We start from the raw sequence: 10,931 nt of genomic DNA on the forward strand, positions 1-10,931 counted from the left end.
GAAATTCAAAATTCAAGTAACGAAACGGCAAAGATTCTTAAAGATATTGACGAAATCGCTTTCCAGACGAATCTTTTGGCTCTTAACGCCGCCGTAGAAGCGGCAAGAGCGGGTGAAGCCGGTAAAGGGTTTGCGGTAGTTGCGGAAGAAGTGAGAAATCTCGCTCAAAGAAGCGCCGAAAGCGCAAAGAAAACGGCGCAGCTTATCGAAAGTTCTCAGGCAAGCAGTTCCAGAGGTGTGGGGTTGGCGGAAGAAACGTCGGAAGCGATTGGAGAAATTACCGGGGTATCGAACAAAATAGCGATGATAGTGAATGAAATTACGATTGCCGCCGAAGAGCAGGCGCGTGGAGTCGCTCAGGTTAATTCTGCGATTGGAAATATGGATCAGATAACGCAGGCGAACGCCGCCGGTTCGGAAGAATTGGCCGCAAGTTCGGAAGAATTGAACTCTCAGTCGATTACAATGGATGATTTGGTCGGTGAATTGATTGGCATTATTGACGGAGAAGAGGCGAAGATCACAAGGGCGAGACAACACAAAAGCGTTAATTCCAGAAAACTTATTAAACGACCGGTAACGGTAATCGCTCATAATCCTGCGAAAGTAAAACATGAATCTGAGACGCTTATCCCGTTTGACGACGATAAGGATTACTAAAACCGCTAAGGTCTTTTCCTTTAATTCTTCCTGCCGTTTTGAAAAACAGAAACGGCGGGAAGAATAATAATAGACACGGCGCCAAATCAGAACAATCAGTCTTTATATTTTTTCTTTAACGCATCGGCGACAATAGGCGCGACAAAACTATCGACATTCCCGCCGAACCGTGTAAGTTGCTTTACTAACGACGAACTCAAATACGTGTATTGCGATGACGGCATAAGGAAAATCGTTTCAACGTTATCGTTTAATTGGCGATTCGTAAACGCCATCTGAAACTCATAGTCAAAATCCGATAATGCGCGAAGTCCGCGGATTATTGTTGACGCTTCTGTTTGCGCTACCGCATCAATCACTAAACCGCCATACTTTATAACCTCGACATTAGAATAATTTTTTAAACAATTTATGGCAAAATTCAAACGCTCATCAGCCGAAAACAAACACTTCTTATTCGGATTATCCGCAATAACGACAACCACTTTAGTAAAAATTTTTGATGCGCGAATCACTATATCAATGTGTCCGAACGTTATAGGGTCAAACGTACCCGGATATAAACCTATAGACATAAATCAACCTCCTCCAATAAAAGCGACAGAAGACTTTCCATATTTACGGAAATTACAATCATCACAATTTTCTATAATAAATTTTTTTGCAAAATCGTCATCGCTTGCAAATTCAAAAACAATAACACCGTTTTTAGAGCAAATATTCCGTAAGTTTATGGTAATTTCTGTAAGTTCGTTTACGTAATACGGCGGATCAAAGAAAATTATATCAAATTTTTTTTCTATTTTATTTAAAAAAGCAACGGCGTCCTCGCACAAAATTTCAATCTGTTCTTTCCACGTATATTTATTTATCTGTTCTTTTACAAACGTACAAAGCTTTGGATTTTGCTCTACGGCAAGCGCATTTCTGGCGCCTCGACTAATCATTTCCATAGAAAACATACCGCTTCCGGCGCAAAGTTCTAAAGTTTCGGCGGCCGATATCCTGCCTTGCAAAACATTACAAACCGCTTCGCGGACCATGACTTTCGTAGGGCGAAAATTACTCAGGTCTTTTGGAATATTTATTTTGGTGCGTTTATATTTTCCGCCGCTGATTTGCAATTTCATATTACCGCACATTGATAATTATTTTTACAACGCCTTCAAATAATTGTCCGTAATTACCTGTTAATTGTCCGTTGTTTTTTATAGAAATTTCGCTGCATCTAATCGGAACATTTATATCGGATAGTTTTTTGAAAAAAATCAACAAATTATTGAAATTCCCGCTGATTTTAATACTGTAAACATACTCTTTAACATCCGGTTCATACTGTGATTTTTCTAAAATCAGTCCTTGGTTTTTTAATCCCGCCGAATTTGCCGCTTTGACTACGGCATCCTTTACTCCGGCTAAGCGCGGAAGGTCAGGAATATTATCTGGATTTATCGGCTGTTTTATGACGTTTTTCATTCCCGGATAATATTCGGCTTCTATATGAAAGTAATAAAAACTTCCACCGTCTCTAATACTTGTTTTCGGTTTAGGCAATAATTCCCATTCACTTGTTTTTAATCTTGAAAGCATTGTTGAAATCGTTTCTTTATCAGGCGCCGTTCCATCGGCGACAAGCAATTTATAGTCGGATACTCTTATATTATTGAATAAAACGCCTGACGGAGGAATCTTTGAAAACGCTTCCAAAAGCAGAAAAGTAAATTTAACTTCATAATTGATTTGCTCCCATTTAGCCATTTCTTCGTAGTTTTTATTTCCTATAGCGTTTTTAGGAAAAATTTTACTTACCGGGTCCACAATTTCTTCTACAATAGCATCCATCATCGTTCTGGTCTTAACTTCTTGAGAAGTTTCCATAACGCCCATTAAATCTTCACCGTTATCGGCAAACCTTTCTTCAGCCGTTTGTACCCAAAAGAACGAAAAAACGGGAATTAAAATAAAAATAGCCGTAACGACAATAATTCCGGCGGTTTTTTTTACAAACGGTTCTGTGTAATTTCCGATTACATATGCTGGGGAATTAATTAAATTAATTTCTATCATATTCATACCGTCTTATTTGAAAGTGAAACGGCGACACCAAATACCAACGAATATTTCTCCATTAAATCTTTATTAGTTTTTTCATGAACATCTACGCACTTAAACGGATCAATATACGAACAATTAATTAAATCGTTTGATAAAAAATCAGCGTATTCTTTATCGGCAAGCAAATCGCCGGTAAGATACATAGGCACATCTTTTCCTATCGAATTCCGCGCAGAAATTTCCGCACGAATTTTCATAATATCTTCGGAAGAAACCAACTCAGACAAACGAGCGGTGTACTGTGCAATATCGATTAAATCTCCGTCGTTTATGTACGCTAGTGTTATTTTATGATGACCGGATATTGCAACAAGCGCCTCGCCTGAAACGTCATAATTAAAATCAAAAAGATTTACGGCGGAAACAATAGGCGGCTCAATTGCTATTGTTTTAATTCCAAGTCGTTCTATTTGCTTAGTATAGAATGCGATATCCTTTTTTGTGGAAGCGGCGACAAGACGTTTGTTTAAAGAGGCGGGAGAAGATGAAATATTGTAATCTTTAACAGGCGCTCCGGTACGAAGAAGCAGTTCCCAACTCATCATTTCGTTTATGTCTGGGACATCTTCGGATGAATCCGTAACAAATATTATATTTTCAGGAGATTCAAAAGAAACAAGCGCTACCGAAGACTTATTCGCAGAAACGTGTCGTCCTGAAATAATTCGACTAAATGCTTTCTCGACTTCTCTATATCTGTTCATTGTCCTGTGAAGCGGATGAATGAGCAAAGGAGTAACAATCGGTGAGCCAAAGTTTCGGCTCGCAACAGACATAAAATCATATCCGATAAAAATTCCATACGCCTTCAAAATTTAAAACTCCTATAATTTCACAAAATTCTTAAGCGACTCAAATTTTTTTTCACTAATTCCGCTTATTTTTTTCAAGTCTTCAACACTTAAGAATTTACCGTTTTCTTTACGGTTATCAATAATTTTCTGCGCAGTCGTTTGCCCTATTCCCGGAATCAAAACCAATTCGTCTATATTCGCAGTATTTATGTTTACAATTTTACTTCTTTTTTTTGCCGCATTAACCGTTTCGTTTGCAGGTTTATTTTTAGTCTTTTCTTCTTTTTTTACGACAACGTCTTTATCGTTTTTTTGAAAATCAGGAATTTCTCCATCAAAATAAATATTTTGTTCTTCTTGAAAAACCTGCACAACGATCGCATCATTAGGTTTTTTTTCCGCATCTTTAAATATTGACGCCGTCCACAATCCTGCAATTCCTACTATCCAAAAAGCGATTATCCTGCAATGAACGCTTTTACAGATAATGGGATTTTTCAGTTTCATCAACCAATCACTTTCGGTGTTGCGAAATGCAATTTCTTAGCGCTTGGCGCATTCTGCAGCGCCGCTTCCTGTGAGAGTTCTTCCTTAGTTATATCATCACGCAAAACACCGCAATCCGCCGTGATATATGCGGTCGGATTCACTCCCGACGTATCGACTTTCGACAATTTTTCAACATAATCAAGTATATCTGTGAGCGACTTTGCCGCCGCATCTTTCTGTTCCGGCTTTATAGCCAGACGCGCTAAATTCGCTATTTTATCAACGATCTCAACGCTTATCATACGTTCCCTCTTTTCAAAGAATTTCCAATTTTGCAATTTTCGTCATAAGTTGTTTTCTAACGCCGCCGTTAAACAATATCGTCGCCCTTTCTTCTTCGCCCAAACCTGCGATATTAAGTACTCTGCCTATCCCCAATTTATCATGTCGAACCATTATACCGACACGAAGTTTTTTACCCGAACCGGAATTTTCATTGTAAGAATATGTTTTTTTCTCGACAAAACCTTCCTCTTTATTTTGCGGACTCGCATAAGAAAATAATTTAGGGAAAGTATAATTCGCATTATTACGTTGTAAAAAAGAAGAATGACTGTCATATTCGTTAACTAAACTAAATAATTTATAAGCGTCTTTTGGAATTTTTTCCAAAAACGACGATATACACATCGGCTTCACTCCACCGAAACGCATTCTTCTCGAAACGAACGAACACGAAAGTTCTCTCCTGGCGCGCGTAATTCCCACATAAAAAAGACGACATTCCTCGTCAATTTTTTGTTTATCGTCACGAGACTGACCGGACGGCAAAATATCATCTTCTATTCCTACTAAAAATACTTTATCAAACTCTAAGCCTTTGGCAGAATGAAAAGTCATCAGGTTCACCGCATTTTTATCGCCTTGTGAATTATCGATTGCGCTAGCCAAAGTAATTTCTTCTATAAATTCCAAAACAGAGCCTTGCGGATTTTTTATCTGCCAATATGAGACGGCATTAACTAATTCTTTAATATTTTCAATTCTGTCATTCGCCTCTTCCGATTTTTCTTCCGCCAAAATTTTTATATAACTCGTCTGTTCCAACAATTCTCCGATAATATCTTTTGCCAAATTCCCGTTTGAAATTGATTTTTGCAAATTTTCAAGAATTTTTCGTAATTGTTCAATTCCAGAAGCCGCTTTTGACGAAAGTAATTTTTCCGCATTCCCCGATAAAACTAATTCTCCGCAACTTATTCGCCTATTCATTGATTCGGCAATTATTTTTTCTTGACTCGTCCCGCCAATTCCTCTGGCGGGAACATTTAAAATTCTCAAAAACGAAACGTCGTCGTTAATGTTTACCAAAAATTTCAAATAAGCTAAAATATCTTTGATTTCTTTTCTTTCATAAAACGATACTCCGCCTACTACAATATACGGAACTTTACCTTGCAAATGCTGCTCAAAAAGCCGCGACTGTGCGTTAGTACGATACAAAATAGCAATTTCTTTGGGATTAAAACCGTCATTTACGGCATCAATTATTTCGTCGGCGACTCTTTGCGCTTCCTGCAAATCGCTTGAATAATTGTAAACTTTTACCGGCATATCACTTTTTTTACCTGTCCACAACTTCTTACCGACACGATTTTTTACAGACGCCTCAATCATCTTATTTGCAAAATTCAAAATATGCTCGGTTGAGCGATAATTCTGCTCCAATTTGAATACTTTCGTGTTTGGAAAATGCACAGGAAATTGAAGCATATTCTCAATTTGCGCTCCACGCCAGCTATAGATCGACTGATCGTCGTCGCCGACCACAAAAACAGGCGTATTACCGCCGGAAAGCGTTTTGACAAGCATAAACTGGATAGTGTTTGTATCTTGATATTCATCCACTAAAATAAATCTGAAATAATTTTGATATTTCCCCAAAACATCACTATTGTTTTCAAAAAGAATAAGAGTATAAAGCAACAAATCGTCAAAATCCATAGCGTTTGCCTTTTTTAACGCATTTTGGTATTCCGAATACAATTCTATAAATTTTTTGTCCGTATAATAATTTGCACGGTCAGACAATTCCTGAGGAAGTTCAAATTTACTTTTATGCGAAGAAATCATTCCAAGCGTCATCTTTACAGAATAACGCATTTCATCGACATTCAAATTTTTCATAACAGACTTCATAAGCGTCTGCTGATCGCTTGTGTCATAAACAGTAAAATTTCTTGTAAAACCTATTTTTTCGGCTTCGACATGTAAAATTTTAGAACAAAGCGAATGAAAAGTTCCTATCCACAATCCGTCAACCGTTTGTCCTATTGCGTTAGCGACCCTTTCTTTCATTTCGTTCGCGGCTTTTTTTGTAAAAGTCGCTGCAAAAATTTGATTAGGATACAAATGCTTTTCTTTAAGAAGCCATGCAATTTTGGACGTAAGAATTTTTGTTTTTCCTGTACCGGCTCCCGCAAAAACCTGTTCACACCCGCCGTCATAAAATACCGCTTCCTTTTGGATTTCATTTAACGAATTAATTATTTCGTCATACATTATATTTTACCTCGATGTTCGAACAGCCGTTTGCAAAGTTTCAATTAAAAATATTTTTTGCCGCAGATCAAATGCGTAAAATTATTCAGCCCGTTTTTCACAGCAAATCAAGTGTTATTTCAAGAATCTTGTCGGCTTGTTTTGCGGCGCAAATTAAAACGGCGGGTGCGAGCGGAGAAAAATTTTTCACATCGCAAGTTTCATCTCCGATTATCCACGACTTCACCCCTATTTCACGGATTTTTAGGCGATCGCTGTTTCCATATCCTGCGAGTCCGCTTACGCATATAAAATATTTTTCATCAAGTAAAAACCTGTTCGCAATAAGCGCTTTTGACTCGGACGTGTCGAATGCCTCGACGACAATATTAACATCTTCAAAAAACGAATCAATGTTTTTTGAAGTAATTTTTTGCGAAAAAACGGATAAATTCAGATTAGGATTTATTTTACGTAAGTTCTCGCTCAGCGCCTTAACTTTTTTTTGTCCGATTTGGTTTTCAAAATAAAACTGACGATTCAAATTTAACAGGGAAACATCGTCAAAATCTACTACGGTAATATTTATAAATCCCGCCCGCACAAGCGCAGCCGCACAATTTGAACCAAGCCCGCCCGCACCTGCAATGCCTACACGAACCTTTCTGATTTTTTCAATTTGTCGCGAATTGTAATAAACCGCATTAATTTCATCAAATTCCCCCATTTCGCTCCTCATATTTTAAACAATTAATAACTTTACACTTAACTTTCAGAACAAAAAAAGGCGTATTTCTACGCCTCTTATATTTTCGTTTCCGACTCCAAATCCCAAATTAAGAAACTTGCTGTTCTTCTTCTTTTTTCACAACCCAAACTTTTATAACCGCTTCGACATCACGGAAAAATTTAATTGCAATATCATAAACACCCAGCTTTTTAATCGGATCGCCGATAAGAACTGCGGAACGAGGCAACTCAACACCTTTACTTTCGAGCAATTCGACAATATCTTGCTGTGAAACGGAACCGTAAATATCATCGCCTTCTTTTACTCTTACCATTATGGTAAATTGCTGTCCATTAATTTTATCCGCCTGAGTTTTCGCAGCCTGAGATTCTTTTTCAAATTTCTTTGTCGAGTATTTTTTCATTTCTTCATTATGGCGCAAATTTCCTGCGGTCGCCAAAACCGCTACCCCTTCAGGAATTAAATAATTTCTTCCGTATCCGTCTTTTACTTCAACTACGTCATGAGCGTTTCCAAGACGGTCAAAATCCTTTTGAAGAATAATTTTCATAGTTTTCTCCCTGTCCTCCGATTAGTGAATATTTTCCGCGACAAAAGGAAGCAAAGCGATAAACCTCGCTCTTTTCACTTCTGCAGCAAGCTTTCTTTGATGCTTAGCGCAAACGCCAGTAACTCTTCCGGGAAGAATTTTCCCTCTTTCCGTCAATTTTTTTTTCAACAAATCCGAATTTTTGTAAGACGGTTCAATTTTATCTTCACAAAAAGAACAAACTTTATACCTTATAATAGCGTTATTGTTTCTCGGCATATTCTAATCCTCCTCTTCTTCGTCTGATTCGTCCGTTGCCGCTCTTTCGGACTCCGGCTTCTGCGGAGCGATAATAGCGTTATCTTCATAAATAACGGTAAGATGACGAATTATATTTTCGTTAAACTTAAAGCTGGTATTAATAAATTTCCCCGCATTTCCGTTGTATTCATAAACGAAAAGCACATAAACCCCTGTTTTTTTCTTGTTGATTTCATAGGCGAGAACTTTCTTTCCCCATTCGTCAACATTCACAAGATTTCCGTTTGCCGTAAGCAAATCTTCAATCTTCTTACGTTCTTTTTCTATCGTGTCTGCAGGCAAAGAACCTTCAAATATCACAATAGTTTCATACTTACTCATCAAAACCCTCCATCGGTCATTGTCTTCCTTATTAAAAAAGAAGATGGATTATTACAAAAAACTCACTTCCAAATTATTTGGAATTGTATTTATTCATAGCGGCTACAATTCCTTCTTTCAAATAACACTCAACCGCCTGCGCCGCAACATCCGTTTTTTCGTCAACTATTCTCAATTCTTCTTCGGTGAATTTCCCCAAAACAAAGTCAACTATCGAAACGTTTTCCGGCAACGCGCCTATTCCGAATCGCAATCTCGGAAACTCGTTTGAAGTACTCGCAATAATTGATTTTAATCCGTTATGCCCGCCGTCGCTTCCGTTTCCTCTAAATCTCATCGCTCCAAGCAGTAAATTAAAATCATCTACAACTACAAGCATCTCTTTTTCGTCTATCAAATAATAATCAAGCAATTCTCTCGCCGCAATTCCGGTATTATTTACATAAGTATTCGGATGGCACACGGCTATCGTCTTATTATCAAAAATACACTCCCAAACTTGTGAATGCTTAAATTTTTTTTCTTTTGACATCGCACCGTTCAGGACAAACTTATGCGTAATCATAAATCCTACATTATGCCTTGTGGAAACGTACTTTTCTCCTATATTACCTATTCCCATCAAAACCGCAATGCCATTCATAAAAAACTATTTTGCCGCCTTTCCTAAAAGCCGCGCTACGACACGCGCAGACGAAGTTAAAAGGCGAACCCCTTGCGGAAGTTTTACGTCTCCGGCTACAGCCGAATCGCCGGCCAAAAGATTACTTATATCCAATTCCACTACATCGGGAATAGAGTTTACCGAACCTTCGACATCTACTTCATACATCGCTTGATTTAGAATAGCGCCGGATTTTATCGCATCGCTGCCCCCTACCAATTTAAGAAAACTTCGCGCCTTAACCGGACGTTTGTTATCAATTCTCTGAAAATCAACGTGATAAAAAACTCTGTCAACTACGACGTCCCTTTGTTTTTCGCGAATAAAAGCAAGCGCATCGGCTGGAATTCCTTCACCCGAAAGTTCAATCAATTTGTTGTGCTGTTTTCTTGCTACAATCAAACTAAATTCATGGGCGTCAACTTCTATTTTAATCGGCTCAATACCAAACCCATAATAAGCGGCAGGTATCCATCCCGCTTTTCTTGCCTTGCGGGTATATGATTTCCCCGTAAGTTTTCGTACGCGGGCTGTTAGTTTAATTTTATCCAAATCGTTCCTCCTAAGAAACAAGATACACATATTTTTCAAACATGAGCGACTGGGGTGGAAGGATTCGAACCCTCGATGGCGGGACCAAAACCCGCAGGCTTAACCGCTTGCCGACACCCCAATGAAATATCATTTTCCAAAAAATTCCACCGACAATCAGGGGCAAATATAATTTATTTCCAAATCAAAGTGGCGATAAAACGATAATTTTTCTTAAAATTTCAATAGTGTTTTTTGAGATTTTTAAAATCATTAAATACGCCGCGATTTTTTTTATAAAAAATAAAATATCAGAAATTATTTGAAGAATGAGTTATATTTACTATTATAGAATTTTTACGTTATTATGGAAATTAAGGAAATGAAAAAAATTCAATTGTTTCTTATCGCAATCCTCTTTGTTTTGTTTACGTTCTCATGTTCAGGAAAAGACAATAAAGAAGTGGAACATATTTCTGAAGAAGAAAGAGAAATTTTAAATACCGCGACTTATAAATTATTTCCACAGCAAGTACCAGTAATAGACATTGTCGGTGAAGCATCAGGATTATATAGGTATAAAGAAGATTGGACAAAAATAACTTGGCCTTTTGATACTACAATTTCCGGATTTTCTGGGATACTACAGGGGAAAACTTCAAAAAAAAATAACTGTATCTATATGACAAATCTTACTTTCACTAATTTTTCATTGAATAACAATTTGTTTTTTGATGGAAAATTAAAGATAGTTGATGATAATACCTGTTATGAAAAACCTAACAACGGAACTGTGTATTATTTTACAAAAGATATTAACGGAAAATTAAAATTATCCGGTGATTTGTCATGCGAATTAATGTTTGATAATCTTAAAATATCCGTAGCGCGTAATATATTTTACGGATTCCTTGTACTTGCCACAACCAAAGGTAAAGTAGAAATAAAAAAGGGCGATTTTTCAATAGGCGTTACGGAATTGTTTGAGGCTCTTGTGAAAAGTTATATTTGCGACGGGGACCCTTCCGGCAACTGTTGGGTTGATACAGATTATGGAAATGAAGATTATTGACTTATCTTAAACTTTCATATATAAAAAAGGTTCAATCCTAGTTAAGGATAAAAAAATACCATGTTTTTATATAAAATACTATATTGCATTCACAGAGTGTACACATCTATAAAATCAAGATAATTTTAACGGATTTTCTCTTA

15 protein-coding genes and 1 tRNA gene are annotated in these 10,931 nt (G+C 37.3%); 2 read left to right on the forward strand and 14 right to left on the reverse strand.

Features of this window, described 5'->3' with window-relative positions; genetic code table 11:
• Positions 1–660: methyl-accepting chemotaxis protein (locus tag LBH98_05170; GenBank protein ID MDR0304146.1), on the forward strand; the 660-nt coding region annotated here is incomplete at its 5' end.
• A gap of 95 nt (positions 661–755) precedes the next feature.
• Here the strand turns inward: LBH98_05170 and coaD are convergent.
• The 14 genes from coaD to LBH98_05240 form a co-directional block, all read right to left on the reverse strand.
• On the reverse strand, positions 756–1,235 hold the full coding sequence (gene coaD / locus LBH98_05175; protein MDR0304147.1) for a pantetheine-phosphate adenylyltransferase: 480 nt from the start codon (positions 1,233–1,235) through the stop codon (positions 756–758).
• Positions 1,236–1,238: 3 nt separating this feature from the next.
• Positions 1,239–1,790 carry an RsmD family RNA methyltransferase gene (locus LBH98_05180; protein MDR0304148.1) on the reverse strand — a complete coding sequence of 184 codons (552 nt, stop codon included), beginning with the start codon at positions 1,788–1,790 and terminating at the stop codon, positions 1,239–1,241.
• A gap of 1 nt (position 1,791) precedes the next feature.
• Positions 1,792–2,727: a PilN domain-containing protein gene (locus LBH98_05185; protein MDR0304149.1), complete on the reverse strand. Its 936-nt coding sequence runs from the start codon at positions 2,725–2,727 to the stop codon at positions 1,792–1,794.
• Positions 2,728–2,729: 2 nt separating this feature from the next.
• Positions 2,730–3,587 carry a hypothetical protein gene (locus LBH98_05190; GenBank protein MDR0304150.1) on the reverse strand — a complete coding sequence of 286 codons (858 nt, stop codon included), beginning with the start codon at positions 3,585–3,587 and terminating at the stop codon, positions 2,730–2,732.
• A 12-nt stretch (positions 3,588–3,599) separates the two neighbouring features.
• Positions 3,600–4,076, reverse strand: coding sequence for a helix-hairpin-helix domain-containing protein (locus LBH98_05195; GenBank protein MDR0304151.1), 477 nt, complete (start codon positions 4,074–4,076; stop codon positions 3,600–3,602).
• Positions 4,076–4,360 carry an Asp-tRNA(Asn)/Glu-tRNA(Gln) amidotransferase subunit GatC gene (gene gatC / locus LBH98_05200; protein MDR0304152.1) on the reverse strand — a complete coding sequence of 95 codons (285 nt, stop codon included), beginning with the start codon at positions 4,358–4,360 and terminating at the stop codon, positions 4,076–4,078. The genes LBH98_05195 and gatC overlap by 1 nt, the downstream gene beginning before the upstream one ends.
• A gap of 13 nt (positions 4,361–4,373) precedes the next feature.
• Positions 4,374–6,620 (reverse strand): UvrD-helicase domain-containing protein, encoded by a 2,247-nt coding sequence (locus LBH98_05205; GenBank protein MDR0304153.1) that lies wholly within the window; start codon positions 6,618–6,620, stop codon positions 4,374–4,376.
• A 97-nt stretch (positions 6,621–6,717) separates the two neighbouring features.
• On the reverse strand, positions 6,718–7,326 hold the full coding sequence (gene thiF / locus LBH98_05210) for a sulfur carrier protein ThiS adenylyltransferase ThiF (protein ID MDR0304154.1): 609 nt from the start codon (positions 7,324–7,326) through the stop codon (positions 6,718–6,720).
• A gap of 109 nt (positions 7,327–7,435) precedes the next feature.
• On the reverse strand, positions 7,436–7,900 hold the full coding sequence (rplI, locus tag LBH98_05215) for a 50S ribosomal protein L9 (protein MDR0304155.1): 465 nt from the start codon (positions 7,898–7,900) through the stop codon (positions 7,436–7,438).
• A gap of 21 nt (positions 7,901–7,921) precedes the next feature.
• Positions 7,922–8,158, reverse strand: a complete 237-nt coding sequence (gene rpsR / locus LBH98_05220) for a 30S ribosomal protein S18 (GenBank protein ID MDR0304156.1) — start codon at positions 8,156–8,158, stop codon at positions 7,922–7,924.
• 3 nt (positions 8,159–8,161) lie between these two features.
• A complete protein-coding gene (gene rpsF, locus LBH98_05225; protein MDR0304157.1) occupies positions 8,162–8,521 on the reverse strand; it encodes a 30S ribosomal protein S6 in 360 nt (119 codons plus the stop codon).
• Positions 8,522–8,594: 73 nt separating this feature from the next.
• Positions 8,595–9,164: an aminoacyl-tRNA hydrolase gene (gene pth, locus LBH98_05230; protein MDR0304158.1), complete on the reverse strand. Its 570-nt coding sequence runs from the start codon at positions 9,162–9,164 to the stop codon at positions 8,595–8,597.
• A 6-nt stretch (positions 9,165–9,170) separates the two neighbouring features.
• On the reverse strand, positions 9,171–9,737 hold the full coding sequence (locus tag LBH98_05235; GenBank protein MDR0304159.1) for a 50S ribosomal protein L25: 567 nt from the start codon (positions 9,735–9,737) through the stop codon (positions 9,171–9,173).
• Positions 9,738–9,786: 49 nt separating this feature from the next.
• Positions 9,787–9,858: transfer RNA gene (locus LBH98_05240), tRNA-Gln, on the reverse strand.
• 240 nt (positions 9,859–10,098) lie between these two features.
• Here LBH98_05240 and LBH98_05245 point away from each other — a divergent pair.
• A complete protein-coding gene (locus tag LBH98_05245) occupies positions 10,099–10,788 on the forward strand; it encodes a hypothetical protein (protein ID MDR0304160.1) in 690 nt (229 codons plus the stop codon).
• Positions 10,789–10,931 lie beyond the last annotated feature (143 nt).

It is taken from the genome of Chitinispirillales bacterium (genome assembly GCA_031254455.1).
GTDB lineage: Bacteria > Fibrobacterota > Chitinivibrionia > Chitinivibrionales > Chitinivibrionaceae > WRFX01.

What these genes read in the sequence shown, in the direction of transcription:
- coaD (MDR0304147.1), bottom strand. Translation starts at nt 1,235, where the DNA reads ATGTCTATAGGTTTATATCCGGGTACGTTTGACCCTATAACGTTCGGA.
- LBH98_05180 (MDR0304148.1), bottom strand. Translation starts at nt 1,790, where the DNA reads ATGAAATTGCAAATCAGCGGCGGAAAATATAAACGCACCAAAATAAAT.
- LBH98_05185 (MDR0304149.1), bottom strand. Translation starts at nt 2,727, where the DNA reads ATGATAGAAATTAATTTAATTAATTCCCCAGCATATGTAATCGGAAAT.
- LBH98_05195 (MDR0304151.1), bottom strand. Translation starts at nt 4,076, where the DNA reads ATGAAACTGAAAAATCCCATTATCTGTAAAAGCGTTCATTGCAGGATA.
- gatC (MDR0304152.1), bottom strand. Translation starts at nt 4,360, where the DNA reads ATGATAAGCGTTGAGATCGTTGATAAAATAGCGAATTTAGCGCGTCTG.
- LBH98_05205 (MDR0304153.1), bottom strand. Translation starts at nt 6,620, where the DNA reads ATGTATGACGAAATAATTAATTCGTTAAATGAAATCCAAAAGGAAGCG.
- thiF (MDR0304154.1), bottom strand. Translation starts at nt 7,326, where the DNA reads ATGGGGGAATTTGATGAAATTAATGCGGTTTATTACAATTCGCGACAA.
- rplI (MDR0304155.1), bottom strand. Translation starts at nt 7,900, where the DNA reads ATGAAAATTATTCTTCAAAAGGATTTTGACCGTCTTGGAAACGCTCAT.
- rpsR (MDR0304156.1), bottom strand. Translation starts at nt 8,158, where the DNA reads ATGCCGAGAAACAATAACGCTATTATAAGGTATAAAGTTTGTTCTTTT.
- rpsF (MDR0304157.1), bottom strand. Translation starts at nt 8,521, where the DNA reads ATGAGTAAGTATGAAACTATTGTGATATTTGAAGGTTCTTTGCCTGCA.
- pth (MDR0304158.1), bottom strand. Translation starts at nt 9,164, where the DNA reads ATGAATGGCATTGCGGTTTTGATGGGAATAGGTAATATAGGAGAAAAG.
- LBH98_05245 (MDR0304160.1), top strand. Translation starts at nt 10,099, where the DNA reads ATGAAAAAAATTCAATTGTTTCTTATCGCAATCCTCTTTGTTTTGTTT.